The organism is Enterobacter sp. 3U4 (assembly GCF_057224565.1).
In genome coordinates this window covers 3520100-3545451 of the sequence record NZ_CP136665.1, presented here as the reverse complement: position 1 = coordinate 3545451, position 25352 = coordinate 3520100, and the positions used below count along the sequence as shown (strand labels likewise).

General features: G+C 55.3%; 25 protein-coding genes. 15 read left to right on the top strand and 10 right to left on the bottom strand.

From position 1 onward, the window contains the following. Positions 1-87 precede the first annotated feature (87 nt). From nsrR to rlmB, 3 genes are all read left to right on the top strand, one after another. Positions 88-513, top strand: coding sequence for a nitric oxide-sensing transcriptional repressor NsrR (nsrR, locus tag RVY89_RS16900; protein ID WP_014068620.1), 426 nt, complete (start codon positions 88-90; stop codon positions 511-513). 38 nt (positions 514-551) lie between these two features. Further along, positions 552-2996 (top strand): ribonuclease R, encoded by a 2445-nt coding sequence (rnr, locus tag RVY89_RS16895; protein ID WP_484825950.1) that lies wholly within the window; start codon positions 552-554, stop codon positions 2994-2996. Between the two features lie 66 nt (positions 2997-3062). Continuing rightward, positions 3063-3797, top strand: coding sequence for a 23S rRNA (guanosine(2251)-2'-O)-methyltransferase RlmB (gene rlmB / locus RVY89_RS16890; RefSeq protein ID WP_484825949.1), 735 nt, complete (start codon positions 3063-3065; stop codon positions 3795-3797). Positions 3798-3884: 87 nt separating this feature from the next. Here the strand turns inward: rlmB and RVY89_RS16885 are convergent, their stop codons facing one another. Next, the gene (locus tag RVY89_RS16885; protein ID WP_484825948.1) at positions 3885-5159 is read right to left on the bottom strand and encodes an MFS transporter; all 1275 of its coding nucleotides are present in this window, start codon (positions 5157-5159) and stop codon (positions 3885-3887) included. A 193-nt stretch (positions 5160-5352) separates the two neighbouring features. Here RVY89_RS16885 and RVY89_RS16880 point away from each other — a divergent pair, with 193 nt between their 5' ends. Continuing rightward, positions 5353-6975: an isovaleryl-CoA dehydrogenase gene (locus RVY89_RS16880; protein WP_484825947.1), complete on the top strand. Its 1623-nt coding sequence runs from the start codon at positions 5353-5355 to the stop codon at positions 6973-6975. On the opposite strand, the gene RVY89_RS16875 is transcribed toward RVY89_RS16880, so the two are convergent. The 3 genes from RVY89_RS16875 to bsmA form a co-directional block, all read right to left on the bottom strand. Beyond that, the gene (locus RVY89_RS16875; RefSeq protein ID WP_484825946.1) at positions 6972-8903 is read right to left on the bottom strand and encodes a methyl-accepting chemotaxis protein; all 1932 of its coding nucleotides are present in this window, start codon (positions 8901-8903) and stop codon (positions 6972-6974) included. The two genes, RVY89_RS16880 and RVY89_RS16875, sit on opposite strands and share 4 nt — an antisense overlap. 172 nt (positions 8904-9075) lie before the next feature. Then, on the bottom strand, positions 9076-9363 hold the full coding sequence (yjfN, locus tag RVY89_RS16870) for a DUF1471 family protease activator YjfN (RefSeq protein WP_021240708.1): 288 nt from the start codon (positions 9361-9363) through the stop codon (positions 9076-9078). Positions 9364-9499: 136 nt separating this feature from the next. Beyond that, a complete protein-coding gene (gene bsmA, locus RVY89_RS16865) occupies positions 9500-9829 on the bottom strand; it encodes a biofilm peroxide resistance protein BsmA (RefSeq protein WP_024907326.1) in 330 nt (109 codons plus the stop codon). A 137-nt stretch (positions 9830-9966) separates the two neighbouring features. Between bsmA and yjfP the strand changes: the two genes are divergently transcribed. Continuing rightward, positions 9967-10689 (top strand): esterase, encoded by a 723-nt coding sequence (gene yjfP / locus RVY89_RS16860; RefSeq protein ID WP_484825945.1) that lies wholly within the window; start codon positions 9967-9969, stop codon positions 10687-10689. A 199-nt stretch (positions 10690-10888) separates the two neighbouring features. Here yjfP and yjfY read toward each other — a convergent pair whose 3' ends face one another. After that, entirely contained in the window at positions 10889-11164 is a 276-nt protein-coding gene (gene yjfY, locus RVY89_RS16855) for a DUF1471 family protein YjfY (protein ID WP_010427445.1), read from the bottom strand. A gap of 340 nt (positions 11165-11504) precedes the next feature. Between yjfY and rpsF the strand changes: the two genes are divergently transcribed. From rpsF to rplI, 4 genes are read left to right on the top strand one after another with little or no spacing between them, the layout of a single operon-like run. Then, positions 11505-11900: a 30S ribosomal protein S6 gene (rpsF, locus tag RVY89_RS16850; RefSeq protein WP_014068637.1), complete on the top strand. Its 396-nt coding sequence runs from the start codon at positions 11505-11507 to the stop codon at positions 11898-11900. Positions 11901-11906: 6 nt separating this feature from the next. After that, entirely contained in the window at positions 11907-12221 is a 315-nt protein-coding gene (gene priB / locus RVY89_RS16845; protein ID WP_008502895.1) for a primosomal replication protein N, read from the top strand. A 4-nt stretch (positions 12222-12225) separates the two neighbouring features. Next, entirely contained in the window at positions 12226-12453 is a 228-nt protein-coding gene (gene rpsR / locus RVY89_RS16840) for a 30S ribosomal protein S18 (RefSeq protein ID WP_000135199.1), read from the top strand. Between the two features lie 41 nt (positions 12454-12494). Next, positions 12495-12944: a 50S ribosomal protein L9 gene (rplI, locus tag RVY89_RS16835; protein ID WP_008502894.1), complete on the top strand. Its 450-nt coding sequence runs from the start codon at positions 12495-12497 to the stop codon at positions 12942-12944. Between the two features lie 68 nt (positions 12945-13012). On the opposite strand, the gene RVY89_RS16830 is transcribed toward rplI, so the two are convergent. Then, complete coding sequence (locus RVY89_RS16830; RefSeq protein ID WP_048977315.1) at positions 13013-13657, bottom strand: OapA family protein; 645 nt, start codon at positions 13655-13657, stop codon at positions 13013-13015. A 233-nt stretch (positions 13658-13890) separates the two neighbouring features. Between RVY89_RS16830 and bamJ the strand changes: the two genes are divergently transcribed. Together bamJ and cycA are read left to right on the top strand one after the other, a co-directional pair. Then, positions 13891-14511, top strand: a complete 621-nt coding sequence (bamJ, locus tag RVY89_RS16825; RefSeq protein WP_008502892.1) for a BamJ family beta-barrel-assembly machinery protein — start codon at positions 13891-13893, stop codon at positions 14509-14511. A gap of 311 nt (positions 14512-14822) precedes the next feature. Beyond that, positions 14823-16232 (top strand): D-serine/D-alanine/glycine transporter, encoded by a 1410-nt coding sequence (cycA, locus tag RVY89_RS16820; protein ID WP_032662435.1) that lies wholly within the window; start codon positions 14823-14825, stop codon positions 16230-16232. 87 nt (positions 16233-16319) lie between these two features. Here the strand turns inward: cycA and ytfE are convergent, their stop codons facing one another. Then, positions 16320-16982 (bottom strand): iron-sulfur cluster repair protein YtfE, encoded by a 663-nt coding sequence (gene ytfE / locus RVY89_RS16815; RefSeq protein WP_484825944.1) that lies wholly within the window; start codon positions 16980-16982, stop codon positions 16320-16322. Positions 16983-17226: 244 nt separating this feature from the next. Between ytfE and RVY89_RS16810 the strand changes: the two genes are divergently transcribed. Then, entirely contained in the window at positions 17227-18876 is a 1650-nt protein-coding gene (locus RVY89_RS16810; protein ID WP_484825943.1) for a methyl-accepting chemotaxis protein, read from the top strand. A 79-nt stretch (positions 18877-18955) separates the two neighbouring features. Here the strand turns inward: RVY89_RS16810 and RVY89_RS16805 are convergent, their stop codons facing one another. From RVY89_RS16805 to RVY89_RS16795, 3 genes are all read right to left on the bottom strand, one after another. After that, on the bottom strand, positions 18956-19921 hold the full coding sequence (locus tag RVY89_RS16805; RefSeq protein ID WP_484825942.1) for a DMT family transporter: 966 nt from the start codon (positions 19919-19921) through the stop codon (positions 18956-18958). A 75-nt stretch (positions 19922-19996) separates the two neighbouring features. Then, positions 19997-20821 carry an AraC family transcriptional regulator gene (locus RVY89_RS16800; protein WP_484825941.1) on the bottom strand — a complete coding sequence of 275 codons (825 nt, stop codon included), beginning with the start codon at positions 20819-20821 and terminating at the stop codon, positions 19997-19999. A gap of 48 nt (positions 20822-20869) precedes the next feature. After that, positions 20870-21913 carry a GlxA family transcriptional regulator gene (locus RVY89_RS16795; RefSeq protein ID WP_484825940.1) on the bottom strand — a complete coding sequence of 348 codons (1044 nt, stop codon included), beginning with the start codon at positions 21911-21913 and terminating at the stop codon, positions 20870-20872. Between the two features lie 176 nt (positions 21914-22089). On the opposite strand from RVY89_RS16795, the gene RVY89_RS16790 reads away from it, so the two are divergent. From RVY89_RS16790 to RVY89_RS16780, 3 genes are all read left to right on the top strand, one after another. Further along, positions 22090-23988, top strand: coding sequence for a beta-ketoacyl synthase (locus tag RVY89_RS16790; RefSeq protein ID WP_484825939.1), 1899 nt, complete (start codon positions 22090-22092; stop codon positions 23986-23988). Positions 23989-24079: 91 nt separating this feature from the next. After that, on the top strand, positions 24080-24490 hold the full coding sequence (locus RVY89_RS16785; RefSeq protein WP_047652052.1) for a membrane protein: 411 nt from the start codon (positions 24080-24082) through the stop codon (positions 24488-24490). Positions 24491-24514: 24 nt separating this feature from the next. Then, positions 24515-25342 (top strand): hypothetical protein, encoded by an 828-nt coding sequence (locus tag RVY89_RS16780; RefSeq protein ID WP_032651384.1) that lies wholly within the window; start codon positions 24515-24517, stop codon positions 25340-25342. The last annotated feature ends 10 nt before the right edge of the window (positions 25343-25352 follow it).

Here is a 25352-nt window from a genome sequence, read left to right as displayed (position 1 = left end):
ATTAGCCGCTAACTATCTGGCTGGTTTATCATCATTAATGAATATCTCTGCGGTTTATCCGCGATTTCCCTTTTTCCTGAGGTTGATGTGCAGTTAACAAGTTTCACCGATTACGGCTTACGTGCGCTGATCTATATGGCGTCGTTACCCGATGGGAAGATGACCAGTATCTCTGAAGTTACAGAGGTCTACGGCGTATCCCGTAATCATATGGTCAAAATAATCAATCAACTTAGTCGTGCCGGGTACGTTGCTGCCGTCCGCGGGAAGAATGGTGGGATCCGTCTCGGTAAACCGGCGCAGAGTATTCGTGTTGGCGATGTGGTACGTGAACTGGAACCGCTGTCTCTTGTGAACTGCAGCAGTGAGTTCTGCCACATTACGCCCGCCTGCCGCCTGAAACAGGCGCTTTCTAAGGCCGTGCAAAGTTTTCTCAAGGAACTGGATAACTACACGCTGGCCGATTTGGTTGAAGAGAATCAACCGCTTTATAAATTATTGCTGGTGGAATGAAGAAAATTTCCACCGGAGCTGACAACGGAGGAACCGACATGTCACATGATCCTTTCCAGGAACGCGAAGCCGAAAAATACGCGAATCCTATTCCCAGCCGCGAGTTCATCATTGAACACTTAACAAAACGCGAAAAACCCGCCAATCGTGAAGAACTTGCCGTTGAATTAAACATTGAAGGTGAAGAGCAAATTGAAGCCCTTCGCCGCCGCCTGCGCGCGATGGAGCGCGACGGGCAACTGGTCTTTACGCGCCGCCAGTGCTACGCGCTGCCAGAACGCCTCGATCTGCTGAAAGGGACCGTCATTGGTCACCGCGATGGCTTCGGCTTCCTGCGCGTGGAAGGCCGCAAAGACGATCTGTACCTCTCATCTGAACAGATGAAAATGTGCATCCACGGCGACCAAATTCTGGCGCAGCCGCTGGGCGCTGACCGTAAAGGTCGCCGCGAAGCGCGCGTCGTGCGCGTTCTGGTGCCAAAAACCAGCCAGATCGTTGGCCGCTACTTTACCGACGCGGGCGTGGGCTTTGTGGTGCCGGACGACAGCCGTCTGAGCTTCGACATTCTGATCCCACCTGAAGAGGTGATGGGCGCCCGCATGGGCTTTGTGGTGGTGGTGGAACTCACCCAGCGCCCAACCCGCCGCACCAAAGCGGTAGGTAAAATCGTCGAAGTGCTGGGCGATAACATGGGCACCACGATGGCCGTTGATATGGCGCTGCGCACCCATGAAATTCCGTACATCTGGCCGAAAGCGGTTGAAGAGCAGATCGAAAGCCTGCGTGAAGAAGTTCCGGAAGAGTCCAAAGTGGGCCGCGTGGATCTCCGCTCCCTGCCGCTGGTCACGATCGACGGTGAAGATGCCCGCGACTTCGATGACGCCGTCTACTGCGAGAAAAAACGCGGCGGCGGCTGGCGTCTGTGGGTAGCGATTGCTGACGTAAGCTACTATGTCCGTCCGCATACCCCGCTGGATAACGAAGCGCGCAGCCGCGGTACCTCGGTCTACTTCCCGTCTCAGGTTGTACCGATGCTGCCGGAAGTGCTGTCTAACGGCCTGTGCTCCCTGAACCCGCAGGTTGACCGCCTCTGTATGGTGTGCGAGATGACCATCTCCACCAAAGGGCGTTTAACCGGCTACAAGTTCTACGAAGCGGTGATGAGCTCGCACGCGCGTCTGACCTATACCAAGGTCTGGCATATGCTGCAGGGCGACCAGGAGTTGCGCGAGCAGTACGCGCCGCTGGTCAAACACATCGAAGAGCTGCATAACCTCTACAAAACGCTGGATCAGGCGCGCGAAGAGCGCGGCGGGATTTCGTTTGAGAGTGAAGAAGCGAAATTCATTTTCAACGCCGAGCGCCGCATTGAGCGTATCGAACAGACCCAGCGTAACGATGCGCACAAGCTGATCGAAGAGTGTATGATTCTGGCGAATATCTCGGCGGCACGCTTCGTCGAAAAAGCCAAAGAACCGGCACTGTTCCGTATTCACGATAAGCCGACCACGGAAGCTATTACGTCGTTCCGCTCCGTGCTGGCCGAACTCGGTCTGGAGCTGCCGGGCGGCAACAAGCCAGAGCCGCGCGATTACGCCGAGCTGCTGGAATCCATTAGCGATCGTCCTGATGCAGAAATGCTGCAGACGATGCTGCTGCGCTCAATGAAGCAGGCGATTTACGATCCGGAAAACCGCGGGCACTTCGGCCTGGCGCTGCAGTCTTACGCCCACTTTACGTCGCCGATCCGTCGTTATCCTGACCTCTCTCTGCACCGTGCGATCAAGTATCTGCTGGCGCAGGAGCAGGGCCATAAAGGGAACACCACCGAAACCGGTGGCTACCACTATTCGATGGAAGAGATGCTGCAGCTGGGTCAGCACTGCTCCATGGCCGAACGTCGTGCCGATGAAGCCACTCGTGACGTGGCGGACTGGCTGAAGTGTGACTTTATGCTGGACCAGGTGGGCAACGTCTTTAAAGGCGTGATTGCCAGCGTGACTGGCTTTGGTTTCTTCGTTCGTCTGGACGAGCTGTTCATCGACGGTCTGGTGCATGTCTCCAGCCTGGATAACGACTACTACCGCTTCGACCAGGTCGGCCAGCGTCTGATCGGCGAATCTGGCGGTCAGACCTATCGTCTGGGCGACCGTGTGGAAGTGAAGGTCGAAGCCGTGAATATGGACGACCGTAAGATCGACTTCAGCCTGATTTCCAGCGAGCGCGCGCCGCGTAACGTCGGTAAAACCGAGCGTGAAAGGGCGAAAAAAACCGGTAACGGTAAACCGGGCGGCGGTAAACGTCGTCAGGCGGGCAAGAAGGTGAACTTCGAGCCGGACAGCGCGTTCCGCGGCGAGAAGAAGCAGAAGCCGAAGGCGGCGAAGAAAGAGGCCCGTTCAGCGAAGAAACCTTCTGCGAAGACACAGAAAATAGCGGCCGCCACCAAAGCGAAGCGCGCGGCCAAGAAAAAGCAGGCGGAGTAAAATCTCCCCTCATCCTGACCCTCTCCCCAGCGGGGGGAGGGGAAATACTTATTACGAGAACCATCAATGAGTGAAATGATTTACGGCATCCACGCGGTGCAGGCCCTTCTCGAGCGCGCACCGGAGCGTTTTCAGGAAGTGTTTATTCTGAAAGGGCGTGAAGATAAGCGTCTGATGCCGCTGATCCACGCCCTGGAAGCACAGGGCGTGGTGATCCAACTGGCGAACCGCCAGTTCCTGGATGAAAAAAGTGACGGGGCGGTGCATCAGGGCATTATTGCCCGCGTGAAGCCGGGTCGTCAGTATCAGGAAAACGATCTGCCGGATCTGATCGCTGAGCTGGACAATCCGTTCTTCCTGATCCTCGATGGTGTTACCGATCCGCACAACCTCGGCGCGTGTCTGCGCAGCGCGGATGCGGCGGGCGTGCATGCGGTGATCGTGCCGAAAGATCGCTCCGCGCAGCTGAACGCGACGGCGAAGAAAGTGGCCTGCGGCGCGGCGGAAAACGTGCCGCTGATCCGCGTGACCAACCTGGCGCGCACCATGCGTCTGCTGCAGGAAGAGAATATCTGGATCGTCGGTACCGCCGGTGAAGCGGATCATACTCTGTACCAGAGCAAAATGACCGGCCGTCTGGCGCTGGTAATGGGCGCGGAGGGCGAAGGCATGCGTCGTCTGACCCGCGAGCACTGCGACGAGCTGATCGGCATCCCGATGGCGGGCAGCGTGTCCTCCCTGAACGTGTCTGTTGCGACGGGCATCTGCCTGTTTGAAGCGGTGCGTCAGCGCGGAGAATAAACAGCAAGGCCGTCCAAAGGACGGCCTTTTGTTTTCTCCCTCTCCCCGTGGGAGAGGGCCGGGTGAGGGCACCAGACGGTGACAAACTCACTCCTCTAACGACCGCAAATGGTCATCCTTCCTCAGCGTCATCAGCGCGAAAATACTCACGACCGCCGTTGCCATCACGTAGTAGGCCGGAATATCCAGATTGCCCGTCTCTTTAATTAAGCCTGTAATGATCAGCCCCGCACAGCCCGAGAAAATCGCGTTCGACAGCGAGTAGGCCAGCCCCAGCCCGGTATAGCGCACGCGCGTCGGGAACATCTCAGAGAGCATCGCCGGGCCCGGCCCCGCCAGCATCCCCACCAGACCGCCCGCAATCAATACCACTATCGCTTTCATCGCCAGCGTGCTGGATTCCGCCTGCAGAAGTTTCAGCAGCGGCAGGGCGAGGATCAGCAGCAGCGCGGTGGCAATAATCATCACCGTGCGCCGCCCGATCCGATCGCTGAGGATCCCCGATGGAATGATGGTCAGCGCAAACCCAACGTTCGAAATTACCGCGATCAGCAGCGCCTGGTTAAACCCGGTGTGCAGCGCCGACTGCAGATAGGTCGGCATAATCACCAGGTAGGTATACCCCGCCGCTGACCAGACCATGACGCGGCCAATCCCCATCACGATGGCCCGGAGCGTGGCGGCAATATCCGCCTGCGCGACGGCCGGTTTGTCCTGCTGCTGCACAAAGCTGGGTGTCTCTTCCATGCTGACACGAAGCCACAGCGCAACAACGCCCATGGGCAGCGCCAGGAAGAAAGGAATGCGCCAGCCCCAGTCGTGTAATGCCTCAGGCGTGAGGAGGGCGGAGAGCAGCGCCACGATGCCTGCACCCGCTAACAGCCCCAGCGCCACGGTAAAGGACTGCCAGGCGCCATAGAGCCCACGCTTGCCGCGCGGGGCGAACTCCGTCATCAGCGAGACCGCACCGCCGTACTCGCCGCCCGCGAACAGCCCCTGCAGGATGCGCAGCAGCGTAATAATGAGCGGCGCGGCAATCCCGATGCTGGCGTAGACCGGCACAACGCCGATGGCGGCGGTAGCGAGCGTCATCAATACCAGCACAATAATGAGCGTCGGCTTACGGCCAATCCGGTCGCCGATGCGGCCAAACACCACCGCGCCCAGCGGACGGAAGAAAAAGGCGATGGCGAATGAGGCGTAGGTGAGGATCAGGCTGGTAAGCCCCGCTTCCCCTTCAAGCTGGAAGAAGTTCTTCGCAATGACGGTCGCCAGAAAACCGTAGACCGCAAACTCATACCACTCGATAAAGTTACCAATGGAGCCTGCAATTAATGCTCGCTTGTGCGCATCCGGTTGCATAACGATCCTCACTGAAAAGGGTAAGAATAAATTATTCAACAAAAGCGAAGTTATGAAATAGTTTATTCTTATGTTCTGTGAGCTATTTCACGAATGATATCAGCGGGATCGTGAACGTGTGACTCCCCTCCCATGCAGCGCGAGCGCGGTCTGTCCATACTTATCGTCATTGCCACTGAAGGAGGGAGACAGCATGCACTGGCAGACCCATACCGTTTTCAATCAACCAGCACCGCTTTCCAACAGCAACCTTTTCCTCTCGGACTGCGCGCTGCGTGACGCAGTTTCGCGCGAGGGTGCCGAGTGGGATATCGAGCTGCTCGCCAGCATCGGACAGCAGTTAGGCACCGCAGAGTCGCTGGAGCTGGGCAGGCTGGCGAACGTGAATCCGCCGGAGTTGCTTCGCTATGACGCCACCGGAGAGCGACTGGATGACGTCCGCTTTCACCCGGCATGGCACCTGCTGATGCAGGGGCTGTGTGCCAATCGGGTACATAACCTGGCATGGGAAGAGGAGGCGCGTAAAGGGTCGTTTGTCGCGCGGGCTGCACGCTTTGTGCTTCATGCTCAGGTAGAAGCGGGCACGCTTTGCCCGGCCACCATGACGTTTGCCGCGACACCGCTGCTGCAGCAGGCGCTCCCCAAAATATTTCACGACTGGCTGACGCCGCTGCTCAGCGATCGCTACGATCCTCATCTTGCTCCCGGCGCGCAAAAGCGCGGCCTGCTGATCGGCATGGGGATGACGGAAAAGCAGGGCGGCTCGGACGTGCTCAGCAACACCACCAAAGCGGAAAAATGCAGCGACGGAAGCTACAGGCTGGTGGGGCATAAATGGTTTTTCTCCGTCCCGCAAAGCGATGCGCATCTGGTATTGGCCCAGGCGAAGGGCGGGCTGTCCTGCTTTTTTGTGCCGCGCTTTTTGCCTGACGGGCAGCGCAACGCCGTGCGTCTTGAGCGCCTCAAGGACAAGCTCGGGAACCGCTCCAACGCCAGCAGCGAGGTGGAGTTTCTTGATGCCTCCGGCTGGCTGCTGGGGGAAGAGGGAGAAGGGGTACGGCAGATCCTCAAAATGGGCGGTCTGACGCGCTTTGACTGCGCGCTGGGCAGCCACGGACTGATGCGTCGGGCGCTCTCGGTGGCGCTGTACCATGCGCATCAGCGTCAGACCTTCGGCAAAAATCTCATCGATCAGCCGTTAATGCGCGAAGTGCTAAGCCGGATGGCGCTGGTGCTGGAGGGGCAAACGGCGCTGCTGTTCCGCCTGGCGCGGGCGTGGGATAAACGCGCGGATCCGCAGGAGGCGGCATGGGCGCGGCTGTTTACCCCGGCTGCGAAATTTAGCGTCTGTAAAGCGGGCATCCCGTTTGTGGCTGAAGCGATGGAGGTGCTGGGTGGGATCGGATATTGCGAAGAGAGCGAACTTCCCCGCCTGTACCGCGAAATGCCGGTGAACAGTATCTGGGAAGGGTCAGGAAATATTATGTGCCTGGACGTGCTGCGCGTGCTGGCGAAGCAGCCGGGTATTCACGACCTGCTTGCCGACGAGTTTGCGCAGGTTAAAGGGCAGGACAGACACTTCGACCGCAGCTGGCGACAGCTTCAGCAAAAACTGCGTAAGCCTCAGGAAGCGCAGGGGCGGGAGATTGCGCAGCAGCTTTTCCTGCTGGGTGCCGGAAGCCAGATGCTGCGGCACGCATCGCCCCCGGTGGCGCAGGCGTGGTGCCGCATGATGCTGGATACCCGTGGCGGCACGCTGATGAGCGAGCAGGTACAAAACGACCTGCTGCTGCGTGCGACGGGCAGAGTCGGTTAACCTTTTAGCTGGAACAGACTCACCAGCTGAGCCAGATGTGAACCCTTCTCGCGCAGCGTTTGAGCGGTTTGTTCGCTGCGTGAGATGCGATCGGCATTGATATGCGACGCTTCGCCAATATGAGTCATGGCGAGGTTAACCTGGCCGATCCCTGCGGACTGCTCGCGTGAGGCATGGTTAATCTCGGTGACCAGCTGGCTGATGTTATCGATATGAATGATGATGTCATCCATCGCCAGGCGCGTCTGTTCAGACAGCGCATGACCTTCACTGACTTTTCTGAGCGTATCGCCAATCAGCTGTTCAATCTCCTTCACCGCGTTAGCGCTGCGTCCCGCCAGGGCGCGAACTTCCTGCGCGACTACCGCAAACCCTTTTCCGTGCTCGCCTGCGCGGGCTGCTTCCACTGCCGCATTCAGCGCCAGAATATTGGTCTGGAAAGCGATGGATTCGATCACGCGCGTGATGTCTTCGATACGTTTTGACGCTTCGCGAATGTCGTCCATGGTCGACACCGCGTGGGTGACCGTCTCACCGCCCTGATGGACCGCGAGCGAGGTTTCACCCACCAGCTGCTGCGTTTGCTCCATGTTGGCGGCATTTTGCTGCACGGTGGCGGCCAGCTGCTCCATGCTGGCAGACGTCTCTTCCACGCTGCTGGCCTGCTTGTTGATCTGCTCTGAAATTTCGCCAGTGTCGGCGGCCAGCGCGTTGGTGCCTAAATGGATCTCGCCTGCGGCCTCGCGGACCTGCAGGACAATTTTTTGCAGGCCGCCGCCGATGCCGTTGATAGCATCGATCAGCTGGCCGACTTCGTCCTGACGCGTCACGGGCAGGCTGGAACGAAGATCCCCTGCGGCATATTGACGGGCAAGATGGATCACATTGCGCAGCGGTCGGGTCAGCACGCGGCGAATAAGAACCACGAACAGACCAGCAAACAGGATAGATAAGACCACGCCGGCCAGCAGGAAACGATCGCGCATGGCGGTAACGCTTGAGAGCAGCACCGATTTATCCACTTCGCCGACGATAGTCCAGTTCCAGCCTGGCAGCGGGGTATAGGCCATTTTCAGCGTGCGGCCGTCGTCGCTTACGCGTTCCAGCGTGCCGGGTTTGTCACTAAGAAGCTGTTGTTGCGTCGCGTCGTCCCACTTCGGCAGTTTTCCCTCTTCGCTGGCGTGGAACAGATATTGCCCGCGCGTTTTGCCGTTGCTGCGATCCAGCACAAAGAAGTGACCGCTCTCGCCCAGGCGGCGGTTGAGGATTTTCTCGCGCATGACGTTCCAGGAGTGGGTGATGTCCACCCCGACAAAGACGATCGCAATGACCTGTCCTTCGGCGTTTTTAACCGGCTGGTACTGGGTGATGTAGCGTTTGCCAAACAGCAGCGCCAGGCCGCGGTAGACTTCACCTTTGTTGACGGCGGCAAAGGCCGGGCTGGCGTTATCCAGAACGGTACCCATTGCCCGCTCGCCGTTCTCTTTGCGCAGGGAGGTCGCTACGCGAACAAAGTCGTTTCCGCTGCGTACAAACAGCGTCGAAATGGCTCCCGTACGATTCAGGAACTCGTCTGAAAGCGTGTTGTTTTCATGCAGCCCGGTGTCTCCGCCTTTCAGAAGCGGAACGCTAAGTCCGTTAATCGTCTGGGGTTGGGAAGTATCAATGTTCAGGGGCTGCGGTAAAAAGGTGGTAAAAAGACGGGTATAGCTCTCCACCTCTTCGCTCAGGCTGGTGTTAAACATCTGCACCATGTCGACCATGCCGGTGGACTGATTATGCAGGTCTTCGACCGCAAGGGCTTCAAGCTGCTGGCTGGCTTTTTGGCTGAGCAGAAAGGTGAAAAGCAGAAACAGCGTGGCGACACTGACGCCAGTCAGCAGCGAGAGTTTCGATCCAAGGCCCGCACGGCGGAAAAAGTTGATCATAAATTGCTCATCATTGAAAAGTTATGGTTCTTCAACGGCAGAGCGGGGATTACGTTTACTGTTTTAATGTAACAAAATGTTATTTAATTGTTCTTTATTAGTTTTATACAAGATAAAAAATTTGCAAAAACGAAAAGCCACTAAAAGTAAGTGGCTTTTATCAGGAGGGAGATTACACGTAGAGAATGGCCTGTACCCGCCAGTGGTCGATATGGTTATCTTCCTGCATCTGGATGATGCGATACCATGAAGCACCCTGCTCATCGGCCTTTAATGCTACGACACGTTCAACGTCTTGCGGGCTCCCCGAGATATTATTCACGGAGATCTGGCCAATTTCATTCAGGCCAGTCACACAATCAGCACTGGCGAATTCTGCTGACTGCGCGGTGGTGCTCACCAGGCCTGCTGAGAGCAACAGTGAGGTCAAAGCAAGAGTTCGTTTCATCGTCAGCTCCATTTCACATATATCCGGTATCCGCCGGGCAATCCTTCGCAAATAAACTCCCTTCCATTAACGCGGGCATGGAGTTTATTGTGGACAGGAAAATGTCTATGGACGCAAAGCAGTGTAAATCTCGTTCAAAGGAAAACCATTATTTACGGTACAAAATGGCCTGTGAATACCACTGTCCCGTTATGATGGTTTCGTCGATCATAATGATGACGTAATAATCTGCTTTGGCGGCGACGGCCTGTGCTTTTATTGCCGCTTCTGCGTCATCCGGAGAGCCGCGAACCAGCGCGGAGATGGTGCCCATTCGTTGTAATCCTTCCGTCTGATTACGACGAATCTCCTGTGGATGATCGGCGACCGGTGGAGCGGGTTGCGGCGTTCCCTGCAGCGCGCTACAGCCACTCAGCAGAAACACCAGCAATAAAGCAGCAAACCTGCGCATAACCATATCTCGTTTCCTGATAGCCATAGTGTAGTTGTCTGTGTATTTAGTTTTGGGGGAATGTTCCCGAAGTGTTATCTGGGACGTATATTTCGAATGAAAATGACGTGAAAGCGTAACCCAGTTCTCAACATTATGAATCATACATTCGCACAGGGTCGACAATGATTGAAATTGAAATACGCCACCTCGGCGGCCATGAAATTTTACACGCAATGCCGGCGGGTAAACGTGATAAACCGCTGCCTGTTGTGGTTTTTTATCATGGGTTTACCTCATCGAAGCTGGTTTACAGTTATTTTGCGGTTGCGCTGGCGCAGGCGGGTTTTCGCGTGGTGATGCCGGATGCACCCGACCACGGCGCGCGCTTTACGGGTAATGAACAGGCGCGGCTGGGGCAGTTCTGGCAGATTCTGCACGGGAGTCTGACCGAATTTGCCGGGCTGCGCGATGCCCTTTATGAGGCAGGGCTGGTGGCCGACCGTCGTCTGGCTGTCGCCGGGGCATCGATGGGCGGTATGACGGCGCTGGGGATTATGACGCATCATCCTGAAGTGAAGTCTGTCGCCTGTCTGATGGGCTCGGGCTATTTTACGTCGCTGGCGAAGACCCTTTTTCCCCCTCAGAATTTAACGGAAATGACCGCGACGCTGGCAGAGTGGGAAGTGACCCGGGCCTTGCCGCGCGTGGCCGATCGCCCGCTGCTGCTGTGGCACGGTGACGCGGATGATGTGGTCCCGCCTGAGGGAACCTTCCGTCTGCAGCAGGCGTTAATGAATGAAGGGCTGGACGGTAATCTGACCTGTCTGTGGGAGTCGGGCGTCCGCCACCGCATTACGCCCACCGCGCTGGACGCTACGGTGGCGTTTTTCCGCCAGCATCTTTAAAAGCGCAGCACTTTACTCCCTGATCTTCCCGCTTCTGGAGGATCTCAGGGTTGGCGCCTTTGCCAGCGAGCGCTACTAAAAGCGGCTGTAACCGGGGGTATTTTGGAGCCATTCACAAAAAAAAAGCCCCCGGGCAGGGGGCAACGTCAACTATGGCTATGTTCTCGTTGTTGGCTTTCCTGGTGCTAGCGTTAAAGCGTTATCGGTAAATATCTGCACTGGCGTGCATGTTGCCGTTGCTGCCGGGCTCACGGGTTAACATCACGTGGTAATAGGTTGCGCCCTGCGCATCGGTTTCTTCATTTAATGCCTGATCTGCTTCACTTTCCGTGGCGAAATTATGATTGATGTAAATTACGCCCAAGCTTTGCACATCATCCATGTTTCTGGCCTGTCGGCTGTCTATCTTGATGGCTGCCATCGCGTTTGCACTGAGCAAAAGCGCCGCCATTATGGCTAATGCGATTTTTTTCATGATATGCGCTCCACGACTACGTGCTGCGAGAGAGGGGATGCTCCTTCTTAATTCAGGCGATCTCTGATTAAAGTGTAATCACTCATCCGGCGGGGATGCGTGACCATTTCTGATGCAGTTGTTCAAAAAAACAGCTATTCCGGGTGTGACCAATTTTAAATCACCCACTTAGAGCCGCTTCGCGCTTTGTGCGAATTATTTGTGCAATCAGCTTGAGTTTCCAGGGGCGCGCAAGTATTATGACGCGTCAATTTTTCAGCCGACCTTTAACACGTTCCTTGCCTCCCCGGGCCTCGGCTGACCCAGACAGGAGGCTGAATAATCCGTAAGGAGCAATTCGATGCGTCATTACGAAATCGTTTTTATGGTCCATCCTGACCAGAGCGAACAGGTTCCGGGTATGATCGAGCGTTACTCTGCTGCCATCACTGGTGCAGAAGGTACGATCCACCGTCTGGAAGACTGGGGCCGCCGTCAGCTGGCTTACCCGATCAACAAACTGCACAAAGCACACTACGTTCTGATGAACGTTGAAGCGCCGCAGGAAGTGATCGATGAGCTGGAAACTACCTTCCGCTTCAACGATGCCGTTATCCGCAGCATGGTTATGCGTACCAAAAACGCAGTTACCGAAGCATCTCCGATGGTTAAAGCGAAAGACGAGCGCCGTGAGCGTCGCGATGATTTCGCAAACGAAACCGCAGATGATTCTGATGCTGGGGATTCTGAAGAGTAATTTCTGATGACCAACCGTCTGGCGTTGTCCGGCATCGTATGCAGGGCTCCCCTTCGAAAGGTCAGTCCATCAGGAATTCCGCATTGCCAGTTCGTGCTTGAGCATCGTTCTGTGCAAGAGGAAGCCGGGTTTCACCGGCAGGCGTGGTGCCAAATGCCCGTTATTATTAGCGGACACGAAAACCAGGCCATTACTCACAGTTTAACGGTCGGTAGCGCAGTAATCGTTCAGGGGTTCATCTCTTGCCACAAGGCAAAGAACGGCCTGAGCAAAATGGTTCTGCATGCCGAGCAGATTGATTTGATAGATTCTGGAGACTAGCCATATGGCACGTTATTTCCGTCGTCGCAAGTTCTGCCGTTTCACCGCGGAAGGCGTTCAAGAGATCGACTATAAAGATATCGCAACGCTGAAAAACTACATCACCGAAAGCGGTAAGATTGTCCCAAGCCGTATCACCGGTACTCGTGCAAAATACCAGCGTCAGCTGGCTCGCGCTATCAAACGCGCTCGCTACCTGTCCCTGCTGCCGTACACTGATCGTCATCAGTAATCGGGCACGGTCCATTAATACGACTTTAAGAGGATAAGGTAATGCAAGTTATTCTGCTTGATAAAGTAGCAAACCTGGGCAGCCTGGGTGATCAGGTTAACGTTAAAGCGGGTTACGCACGTAACTTCCTGGTTCCACAGGGTAAAGCTGTTCCAGCTACCAAGAAAAACGTAGAGTTTTTCGAAGCACGTCGCGCTGAACTGGAAGCCAAACTGGCTGACGTTCTGGCGGCTGCTAACGCTCGCGCTGAAGCAATCAACGCACTGGGCACCGTTACCATCGCGTCCAAAGCTGGCGACGAAGGTAAACTGTTCGGTTCCATCGGTACCCGCGATATCGCTGATGCAGTTTCTGCAGCAGGCGTTAAAGTGGCTAAGAGCGAAGTTCGTCTGCCGAACGGCGTTCTGCGTACCACTGGTGAGCACGAAGTTGACTTCCAGGTTCACAGCGAAGTGTTCGCTAAACTGGTTGTTAACGTTGTAGCTGAGTAATTTTTTACTCTGCTCACGTTGAAACGCCGGCCTTGTGCCGGCGTTTTGCTTTTTACAGACCCCAGTCCTTAACGCGCCCTGATAAAACTGCCGTCTGGCTGGCGGGTAAACAGTACCTGTTGTCCACTTCCCGTATCAATCGTTAACCCTGTCACTACCCCGCTGGCATTCTGGCGAATCTGTACCATCTGACCATTCTGCAGGTTACTGAGCGGTTTGCCCGCACCTTCTACCTTTGCCATGGCATAAACGTCGGTTGGCGGCAGGTTGTGGTCACGGAACAGCTGTGCCAGAGTTTTGCCCGGCTCTACGCGATAGGAACGCCACTGTTGTTCAATGCCGGTAGGCTGTTGCGTCTGAGGCTGAGACGGGGCGGCGGCTTGATCCTGCGGCTGTTCATCCTGAATGGGTTCTGGTTCAACCGGCGCGACCTGACCCGGATCGTTAGACGGGGTGACGAGCTGCGTCTGCATCGGCTGTGCGTCAGGCTGCGGCCGCGTCTGCGACTGAATATCCAGCTGAGCATTGCGGGTGACGGGGGCGGTATCAACATCATCGCCACCGGAAGGAAGCAGGAAGCCCACAATCACCATCAGCGCACCAATGATGATCCCTCTGCGATGCAGAGGAGGCAGCGGGTCCATGATGCGAAAATTGTCCGGCGCCTGCCAGATTTTCGCCAGGGTAGGTTTCAGTTCAAATCGCCCGGGCATGGCACTCCTCCTGCTCCGCGTATTTTTTATCCTGTGCCCCGAAGTATAGTTTGCTAACTGCCTGAACGGCGTAGTAAACCCGACATCCGTGACATCAGTTCGGGATTAATCCTGGTTCTCTCTATTGTTTCTGTTTCGTCGCGGTTTGTCACCTTAACTTCAGACAAAGTTTTACCCATAAGGGCATGGCTGATATGCTGCCCGCTACTTTAAATGTGATGGAAGGAAAACCCATGACCACCCCGACTTTTGACACTATCGAAGCGCAGGCAAGTTACGGTATCGGCTTGCAGGTAGGACAGCAGCTGAGCGAATCCGGCCTGGAAGGTCTGTTACCAGAAGCGCTGGTGGCGGGTATCGCTGACGCGCTGGAAGGCAAACAGCCTGCCGTTCCGGTTGACGTTGTGCACCGTGCGCTGCGTGAAATCCACGAGCGTGCTGACGCCGTGCGTCGTGCGCGCTTTGAAGAGATGGCGGCCGAAGGTGTGAAATATCTGGAAGAGAACCGCGAGCGTGAAGGCGTGAACAGCACCGAATCCGGTCTGCAGTTCCGCGTGATCAATCAGGGCGACGGCGCAATCCCGGCGCGTACCGACCACGTTCGCGTACACTACACCGGTAAGCTGATCGACGGTACCGTCTTCGACAGCTCCGTGGCGCGCGGCGAACCGGCTGAGTTCCCGGTTAACGGCGTTATCGCAGGCTGGATTGAAGCACTGACCCTGATGCCGGTCGGTTCTAAATGGGAACTGACTATTCCGCACAACCTGGCCTACGGCGAGCGCGGCGCTGGCGCGTCCATCCCGCCATTCAGCACCCTGGTCTTTGAAGTTGAGCTGCTGGAAATTCTGTAATCGAATTTTCTTATTTCCTCTCCCCTGTTGGGGAGAGGAAAATAGTGTAAAAACCTATAGTTACGGTGCTATCAACATTTTATCTTGCAAACGAAACTGTTGCGTGTATTTTTGTGAGCTGTTTCGCGCTGTATGAGTGATATGACACTCACTTTCAACATATTATTAACATAATATCTAAATCATAGTATTCATCCCGCCGATTCTTACCTAATATCGATTAGCCCTTACAAGGGAACGTCGTTTTTTGACGTATTTAAAGGCCAGAAGAGCCTTAACAACACAGACAGGCATAAACAGGAAAATATCACATGGTAGATCAGGTCAAAGTCGTCGCCGACGAAGAGGCGTCGTCTGAACAGTCGCTACGGCGCAATCTCACAAACCGTCATATTCAGCTCATTGCCATCGGGGGTGCCATCGGTACCGGGCTGTTTATGGGGTCAGGCAAAACCATCAGTCTCGCCGGACCGTCAATCATATTTGTCTATATGATTATCGGTTTTATGCTGTTCTTCGTGATGCGTGCAATGGGTGAACTGCTGCTCTCGAACCTCGAATACAAATCCTTTAGCGACTTCGCTTCAGACCTGCTCGGACCGTGGGCGGGCTATTTTACCGGCTGGACCTACTGGTTCTGCTGGGTCGTGACCGGTATGGCGGACGTCGTGGCGATTACCGCCTACGCACAGTTCTGGTTCCCGGGGCTGTCGGACTGGGTCGCCTCGCTGGCGGTCATCGTTCTGCTGCTGAGCCTTAACCTCGCCACCGTTAAAATGTTCGGTGAGATGGAGTTCTGGTTCGCGATGATCAAAATCGTGGCCATTGTTGGACTCATCGTGGTGGGGCTGGTGATGGTGCTTACCCACTTCCAGTCACCAACCGGCGTTCAGGCATCGTTTACCCATCTGTGGAATGACGGCGGCTGGTTCCCGAAAGGCATTAGCGGCTTCTTTGCCGGCTTCCAGATTGCGGTGTTCGCGTTTGTGGGAATTGAGCTTGTCGGAACGACCGCTGCGGAAACCAAAGATCCGGAGAAGTCCCTGCCGCGCGCCATCAACTCCATTCCGGTGCGTATCATCATGTTCTACGTCTTCGCGCTGGTTATCATTATGTCCGTGACGCCGTGGAGCTCCGTAGTGCCGACCAAGAGCCCGTTCGTTGAGCTGTTCGTGCTGGTGGGCCTGCCTGCGGCCGCGAGCCTGATTAACTTCGTGGTCCTGACCTCTGCTGCCTCTTCCGCGAACAGCGGCGTATTCTCCACGAGCCGTATGCTGTTTGGTCTGGCGCAGGAAGGCGTGGCGCCGAGCGCGTTCGCCAAGCTCTCTAAGCGTGCGGTACCGGCAAAAGGGCTGACCTTCTCATGCATGTGTCTGCTGGGCGGCGTGGTGATGCTCTACGTGAACCCAAGCGTGATTGGCGCGTTCACCATGATCACTACGGTCTCTGCGATCCTGTTTATGTTCGTCTGGACCATCATCCTCTGTTCATACCTGGTGTACCGCAAGCAGCGTCCACACCTGCATGAAAAATCGATCTACAAGATGCCGCTGGGCAAGCTGATGTGCTGGGTGTGCATGGCGTTCTTCGTCTTCGTGCTGGTTCTTCTGACGCTGGAAGATGATACCCGTCAGGCGCTGATCGTCACGCCGCTGTGGTTTATCGCGCTGGGGCTGGGCTGGGTGTTTATCGGTAAGAAACGTATGGCTGGCATGCGTTAAGCATGTTGCCGGGTGGCGCTGACGCTTACCCGGCCTACGTTCGAGGACGTTGTAGGCCCGGTAAGCGCTAGCGCCACCGGGCCTTTTTTATTCCCCAGCTAAAGTCCGCGGGAACAGAACGTTGTTCTCAAGACTGATGTGTTCCATCAGGTCGTCGATCGTTTCGTTAATGCCGTTGTACATCGCTTTCCACGTTGTGCACGCTTCTGGCGGCGGCGTGACGTTGTGGGTGGTGTGTTTGATCACTTCCAGCAGTTCGCCCGCGTCATCGTGCTCGCTTTCCATCACGCTGATGGGCCCCATCGCCTGGCTTCCCATTCCCTGTTTAATCATCGGGAAGAGGATCTGCTCTTCCTTCATCATGTGGCTGGAAAGCTCTTCGTGCAGCAGGGTCAGGTACTTCGCCAGACCGCGCGGTACGGAAGGTTTGTCGGCATGGACGCGTTCGACTTTGGTCGCCTGGAGGATCAGCTCCGGCAGCTGTTCACGGTGACGGTCATGATAACGCACGATGATATGGTCGATGATTTCCGCGAGCGGAGCGGTTCGCCAGTCTTTGTCGATCGGCTGCTCGGCCAGCAGCGCCAGCTCGGCTTCAATCACCTCAACGTTCAGCTCTTTGCGTGAGGCCGCACGCGCCAGGGTTTGCTTACCGCCGCAGCAGTAATCCATATCGTATTTACGAAACAGCGCAGAAGCGCGAGGAATGGAGAGCGCCAGCTCGCCGAGTGGTTGGTCGCGAAAGGCCATAGCAATTACCTCGTCATTAATAATATAAGATGCATGTTAAATGCATCTTTAGGCCGGCGCTATAACCCTTTAGAGGGACGGGTAAAAATGAGATGCGCATCACAAAAAAATATCTGATTTAACTCTCTGAATGGCCTTAGGAAAGTGGTTTCGAAAGTTTTTAAAGGTGGAGAAACAGTAAACAACCCGCTGCGCCTGCCGATATATCCACGTCAGACAAACCTGCATATAACAAAGGCAACGCATGTTTAAACGTATAAAAGTCATTACCCTTCTGATTTCGGTGCTGCTTGTGCTCGGCATCATGCAAGTGATTTCCGCCGGTATCTTTATCAATGCCCTGAACAACGATAAAGACAACTTCACCGTGGCGCAGCTCTCCAGCAAGAACGTGGCGGAGTTTACCGATGCGTGGATCAGTCTGAACCAGGCGCGCGTCACTCTGAACCGCGGGATGCTGCGCCTGCAAAGCAGCATGGCCTCGCAAATTAACGGCGGTCAGCTGAATGAGCTGGTGACCACGGCGAAAAATCTGCTGACTGAAGCGCAGGTTCATTACGATAAATACTATGCCTTGCCGAATACGCCAGGCCTGGATGAGAACCTGACCAACCAACTCGAAGAGCAATACCGCATTTACTCTGCAACGCTGACGCAAATGAACGTTCTGCTGAGCCAGGGCAATCTGGAAGATATGTTCAAGCAGAATGCCGAACAAAAACAGAACGCGATGCAGACGGTTTACCGTGAATGGCGTGAAGCGCAGGCCGCGCTCACGGATAAAGGCATTCAGGATAACGAAAGTGATTACAAGCGCATCCTGTGGATCCTCTCTGCGGTCATGCTGCTGGTGATTGTGGTGATTATCTCCAGCTGGATTGCTATGCGCCGCGTGCTGCTGCTGCCGCTGGAAGAGGTGATAAACCATATTCGCGCCATTGCGGCAGGGGATTTAACCCAGCCGATTCAGGCCGAAGGTAAGAACGAAATGGCTATTCTGGCGCGCAACGTGCAGGAGATGCAAACCTCGCTGGCGAACACCGTGGGCGTGGTGCGTGAAGGTGCGGATACTATCTACACCGGAGCCGGTGAAATTTCTGCAGGCAGCAACGATCTCTCTTCCCGTACCGAGCAGCAGGCCGCATCTCTGGAAGAGACGGCAGCCAGCATGGAACAGCTGACGGCAACCGTGAAGCAGAACGCCGATAACGCGCGTCAGGCTTCCCGTCTGGCGCTGGACGCCTCCTCAACGGCGAAGAAGGGCGGTAACGTGGTTGAAGGCGTGGTGCGTACAATGGACGAAATTGCCACCAGCTCCAGCAAAATCGCGCAAATTACTAACGTGATCGACGGCATTGCCTTCCAGACTAACATCCTGGCGCTGAACGCGGCGGTGGAAGCCGCGCGCGCGGGCGAGCAGGGCCGAGGTTTTGCAGTGGTGGCTGGGGAAGTACGCACCCTCGCCCAGCGCAGCGCCCAGGCGGCGAAAGAGATCAAAGCGCTGATCGATGATTCCGGCGAGCGCGTGAACGCGGGCTCGCAGCTGGTTAACGAAGCCGGGGAGACGATGGCCGAGATCGTTAATGCGGTTACCCGCGTCACCGACATCATGGGTGAAATTGCCTCGGCTTCTGACGAGCAGAGCCGCGGTATTGACCAGGTGGGCCAGGCGGTAGCCGAGATGGACCGCGTGACCCAGCAAAACGCCTCGCTAGTGGAGGAGTCAGCGGCCGCGGCGGCGGCGCTGGAAGATCAGGCTGCACGTCTGAACGAAGCGGTGGCTGTGTTCAAAATTACCCGCAACCAGGCGGTTAAAGCGGCGCCGGTGAAAACCTATGTGCCAAAAGCGCAGCCCGTAGCGACGGCGCCTGAAGCGAACTGGGAAACGTTTTAAGGGCTTGCCCGGTGGCGGCTACGCCTTACCGGGCCTACGGTTTTGTAGGCCCTGCAAGCGCAGCGCTGCTGGGCAAAAATCACATCTCCGACGCCGGAACAACACTTGGTTTTTCCGGCTTCGCTCTCACCGCCATCACCACCCCCACGACCAACAGCACGATCCCACAGGCCGTGAACAACGGCGGCACGCTCTGGCGCATCAGGAAGGTATAAAGCAGCCCGGCCAGGGTTTCAAAGACTATCAGCGGTCCTAAGATCACCGTCGGCAGCTTCTGGCTGGCAATGTTCCAGCACAGCGCGCCCACCCATGAACACAGCACCGCAATCGCCACCATCAGGCCGATAAACACCCACGGTCTTGGCCCGAAAGGCTGGGCGAAGTCCGGCTGCTGATGGCCCAGCCAGAGGCATGCGCCGAGATACCCTACGACCGATACGGGCAGCGTGACCAGCGCCTGCGCTGTTGCCCACATCATCGGGTGCTTGTCCGGGTTCTCCCGCAGCCAGCGCGCGTTGCGCAGGGCATACCATGCCCAGCACGCCACGGAAATGAACGCCAGCAGAATGCCAGAACCGTAACGCCACAGGTCAACGTCCGCCTGGCCATGACGCAGCTCGGCAATATTGACGCATATCAGCCCCAGGGCAGTGCACACCAGCGCCGGTGCCATTTTTGACCACGCCAGTTTGCCATCGCGGTGGCTGTAGAGCAGGTTAGCAAAGACGGGAATGACGACCGGCAGCGTGCCGATAATCATGGTCGATACCGGCGCTCCGGTACGCTGAATGGCACTTGCAAGGCAAACGTAATAGATAAGGTTACCCATCATGGTCAGCGCCAGCGCGGTGGCCCAGTCCTGACGGCTGAGCTGACGCAAGCGCGCGCGCCCCAGCCACGCCAGGGGCAGGGCAATCAGCCCCAGCGCCAGATATCGTCCGGTCGACTGCAATATTGCCGGATACTCGGGCACGATCAGCGGGCCGACAAAAATCAGCCCCCACATCATCCCGGCCAGAAGGGCATACAACACTCCACTAATCATTTTTCCATCCACAGGTATTTACGCTGTAGCCAGTGTAGAAGGGGCAAATGCGCGCGTATTGTATGAGATTGCGCATTAGCGCCGGGTGACCTGCTTCTGGTAGCGCACGGGAGTAATACCGTAGCGGTGGGTAAACGCGCGCGTGAGATGCGACTGATCGGTCAGTCCGGTTGCGGCGGCGACCTCTGCAGCGGGCATGCCGTGGGTGAGAAACGCTTTGGCGCGCCAGAGGCGAATGGCCATCAGCATCTGATGTGGCGTCACGTGAAAATGGGCTTTGAACTGGCGCTGGAAATGATACGGGCTGAGTGAAACGACGCTGGCCAGCTCGTCCAGCGTCAGGGCGCGCATATAGTTGTCGTGCAGGTACTCGCGTACCCGTTCGAAGCGGTGCGCGCCTTCCTGAACCTGCGGCGCGTGATGGGCAAACGGCTGGAAAGTTTCAATCAGATCCAGCAGCAATCCTTTTTGCGCAAGCGGATCGTCCGCGTGCCACAGGCCGTAAATAAGCCTGCCGATTTGCTGCGAGCGCAACGGGTCATGACGGGTCACGTCGCTGAACCACCAGTGCCGCAGACCGGTCATCTCTTCCAGCAGATTGGGTTCGATATAGACCATCCGGTAGCGCCAGCCGCCTTCGGTGGCGGATTCGCCGGTATGGATCTCGTCCGGGTTCATGGTGACGACGGATTTTTCCGCCGCGAGATGCTGGCTACCGCGATAGCGAAAGCGTTCGGCACCGGTTTCAATTGTGCCGATCCCGAAGGCTTCATGGGTGTGAGGCTCAAAGGCGTAGTCAGAAATATGGGCATGATAAAGCTCCAGGCCCGGCAGCTGCGCCAGATGGCGAAAGCGCGCGCTGTCTCTTTCATCATTAAACTGTTCCGGTACGCCTTGCACGTTGAGCCTCCTCGCGGTCATCTTTTCATTATCAGAGATGACCGGAGTTTATGCACTAAACATCTTTGCCCGGACCGTCTTACGATAATCCCCCGGTGACACCGTGGTTTTATGCTTAAACTGGCGGTTAAAGTGCGCAATATCCTGATATCCCACCGCATTGGCGATCTCCTGAATGCTCAGATTGGTGGATTGCAACATCGTCATGGCGGATTCAATTCTGGCGGTTAATAAATACTGAAGAGGGGACATGTCGGTGGCATTTTTAAAGCGACGGTTGAAGTTGCGCAAACTCATGCCAGCCATATCGGCAAGATTCTGCATGGATATATCCGAGGCGCAGTTGGCTTTTATCCAGATCTGAATTTGAACAATGTCTTCATCCGGATGCGGTTTGTTTTCTTCACTGTAACACTGGCGATCGAACTGACTCCGAATTTCATGGAAAAAGGTCCGTTGGGTATGCGTGGCTACACGTTTCCCGTATATCGTTTCGATGAAATGGATGGTCAAATCTGAGAGGGCTTTGACGCTGGCGGCGCAGTAAATATTATCGGCCTGCGTGAGAAAATGTTTGGTTTGTAATTTTACGTTGGGGTAGTCACGCGAGAACTGTTTGAAGTAGTGCCAGTGGGTGGTGGCGGGTTTTCCGTTGAGCAATCCTGATTCCGCCAGAAAACAGCAGCCCGTTCCGACGGCCGCGATACGGGTTCCTCGCGCAGCCTGTTCGGTCAACCAGGCCAGGAGTTCAGGCTGTTGTCTGACCACTGCGCGAGGATTGCGCCACAGGGCAGGAAGATAGATAACGTCATAGTGCCGGTCTGCGGCAAGGGTGGTATCGGCGGTTATGCTAAAGCCACTGTGCGTCAGGATGGGCTCGTTATTTATGCCAATAGTATGAACTTTCAGTATATTATCCGGACGACAGAGCCTGAATGAAGACGTCTCCGGTTTGTGCGTGTCTACGTGGGATGTTGTTTTTTGCTCGGCTAAATAGCTACTGGCTGCGGCTTTCCACATTTCAATCGGCAGACTGAGACCGGAACTTAGCATGCGTTCGCATAACACAAATCCTATTTGTGTATTTGTCATTTTTGATTAATACCTGTTTTGACTATTATTTTTGGTAGCTCATCGTTGTCCTGGCCAAAAAAGTCAGCATTTTGGCTGGATTTTCATATTAGCTTTTGTTGGTAATTTGTAAACTAATATCTGAAATTATCGTGCTTACTTAACAAAATAAATCCACGACCACTACAGGATGAATTATGGCGAAATTACCCGTAATAACGGCTTTTGGCGGCTATGGTCCAGCTGGTCGTAGTTCTTCACATCATGCATTTCGTCGAATGATTATTGAATCATTATCAGAAGAGGAAAGGCAGCAGACTTTATTATCGTTAGCCATTCTGATGGGCGTGCTTAAATATGATGAAGGCGGATATTGCGACAATTCCTGTAAAAGATTTACCCCCGCTCAGGCTGCCGCGAAGATAAAAGACGAAGCGCTGAAAGGAACCCTTATCAGAAAAATTACGCGCGACTATTTTGATGTCGATGCTATCGCCAGCCATGCAAAATTGAATATGGTTTCAGGCGAAGAGGGATTCAGTTTTAATATATCTTCCAGACAATTGCCTCAACCCTTACCGGCGGGATGGCACGTTGAAGAATTAGCGGATCAGCGCGTGCGTATTACCGTTCAGGGAGAGATGGACTGTAAAATAGAGGCATTGCTGCGCACGGAGGTTCAGGCTGCAGGGCTGTTGCCGCAGGGATTCCGGCCGGGTGATCATTACAATTCGCAGTTCCATCCGCGGGCGCTACAAATGGCGATTGTCGGAGCATCGGACGCCATCAACGCCCTGGGGATCCCGTGGCGAGAGATACAGGCCAACATCACGCCGGATCAGCTCGGAGTCTATTCGGGCAATATCATGGGACAGCTCGACGATTATGGCTTTGGCGGTATGCTCCAGTCGCGCCTGAAAGGCCAGCGCGTCAGCGCCAAACAGTGTCCGCTGGGCCTGAACAGCATGTGCGCCGATTTCCTCAATGCGTATGTGCTGGGTAGCGTCGGTCATACCAGCGCCACGCTGGGGGCATGCGCCACGTTTCTGTATAACCTGAATGCGGCAGTTGAAGATATCAAGGCGGGGCGCATTCGCGTGGCCGTTGTGGGCAGCGCCGAAGCGCCGGTCACCTCCGAAGTGATTGAAGGATTCGACGCCATGGGCGCCCTGGCAACGGAGAGCAAGCTTAAGCATATTGATGAAACGGAAACGGCCGACTGGCGCAACAGCAGCCGCCCGTTTGGCAACAGCTGCGGTTTTGTGATCGCAGAATCCAGCCAGTATGTCGTGTTAATGGACGATGAGCTGGCGCTGCAGCTTGGGGCAGAGATCCACGGTTCGGTGGGGAATGTCTTCATCAACGCTGACGGCTTTAAGCGTTCTATTGCGTCACCGGGGCCGGGGAACTACATCACCATGGCGAAAGCCGTGGCTTCTGCGGTATCGATGGCCGGGATGGAGACGGTACAGAAGGGATCGTTTATTCAGGCGCACGGTTCAAGCACGCCGAAGAATTGCGTCTCCGAGGCGGATATTTTTGACCGCGTTGCGCAAGCCTTTGCGATCCGCGACTGGCCGGTGACGGCGGTGAAATCGTATCTTGGTCACTCCCTGGGGCCCGCCAGCGGCGACCAGCTCATCAGCAGCCTCGGCGTCTTCCGCTATGGTATTTTGCCGGGAATTAAAAGCGTGTCGAACATTGCGCCGCAGGTGAATAACGCGCGCTTAACCATTCCTCTTCAGGACTGCAGGTTAGAAGAAAACCAGGGACAAATCGCCTTTATCAATTCAAAAGGCTTTGGCGGGAATAACGCCACGGGGGTGGTTTACTCGCCAAAGCTTACCCATCAATGGTTGCGCAAACGCTACGGGGACGCGGTGTATGCGGATTATCAGCAGCGTAACCGCCAGGTGCGACGTCAGGCTAACGCCTACGACGAGGCGGCGTCGCAGGGTGAACTCAACGTCATTTATCTGTTCGGCCAGCAGGGGATAAATGAGGAAGATATTAAGATTGATATGAACGGCATCACCATTCCCGGATTTGAAAAACCGATTACATACGCGACGGATAAAGAATACCCGGACTTTTAATCGTTATATCTGATTTTATTTTTAATAAATAAAGGTGCCTGTATTTCCTCAGGCGCCTTACCTTTGTGCAGCGCTAAACAGGAGAAAGAAAGTGGCTAATCTCAGTGCAATACTGATTGCCTTTGGCTGGAGCGGTATTGTTGTCGGCATAATGATGGGCGGGTTAATGGGGATGTACGCCTTTAAGGGACCCTTTCGCGCGCCTAAAGGGCATGAGAATTATACCGATTTAAATCGCAGAATGTTAAGGCTGGCACATATTGCCTTTATTATGCTGCCCTTAATATCCATGCTCTATGGCATGTGTATTGACGATCTCGCCGTGTCTTATATCTACAAATATTATGCCGTTATTTGCATGATGATACTTTCGGTGGGTATTCCGGTACTGCTGATTGCATCGTGTTTTTATCTGCCATTTAAATATGTGCAGGTTATACCGTTTAGCTGTGGAATGTATGCGTTAGTTGTAATGGCAATTGGCAGGGTTTCCGCCCTGTAAATAATCACTCACCTGAGATAAAAAATGAAAACGTTACTGAATACCCGCCAGCTGGGTCGGGATGCTATTGTCGCGACCGTAGATAAGCACGTTTATACCGAAAACCGCGCATTTGCCAACAGGCTTATTGACCGGATTGAATCCCATCCGCTGATGCGCAGCCCTATTTTGGCAAAAATGAACAGCGGTGAAGTTGATATTCAACAGATGCGCGTATTCCACCTGGAGTTTTATCACGCGTTTGCGCAAGTCTTTACCGATGCCGTTATTGAAGCACTAAGCGCGGCGAAACAGCTGGAAGCGCCGCTGGGCGCGCAGGCGAAAATGGCTGCCCGTTTTCTGCTGCAAATCAACCTGCTGGACGAGCTGGGCTTCCACCCTGGCGAAGACGCCGAAGGCAACTACAACGGCCAGCCCGCGCTGGCGCACTACGTGCAGTTCTTTACGACTATCCAGCAGCTGGGAATGACGGAACACGAGGTGAAATCCTGGCTGCCGATGTCCAGCTCTCTGGCCTGCCGCGCAACCTTCGAGAATGCCTATGGCGACTATACCCAGCTGGTGGGTTTGCTGGCCGTGGCCGAGACCGTCTTCCATGATTTCGCCACGCCGTGGGCCAAAGGTGTTGATAAAGCGACGGATATTGACGTCACGAAGGGCTATCACAGCATCCATGTGGAAAGCGAAACGGGAGAATCCATTGAAGATGGTCACTCCGAAGATGCATGGATCCTGTTCTGCCAGGCGCTGACTGAAGACCGCTATGCCGAAATGGAACAGCGCGTCGATCTCTGGCTGAAGGTCTGGAACGACTTCTGTAACGATCTGCTGGCTGGCCGCGCCGGAAAATAATCTTTTCACC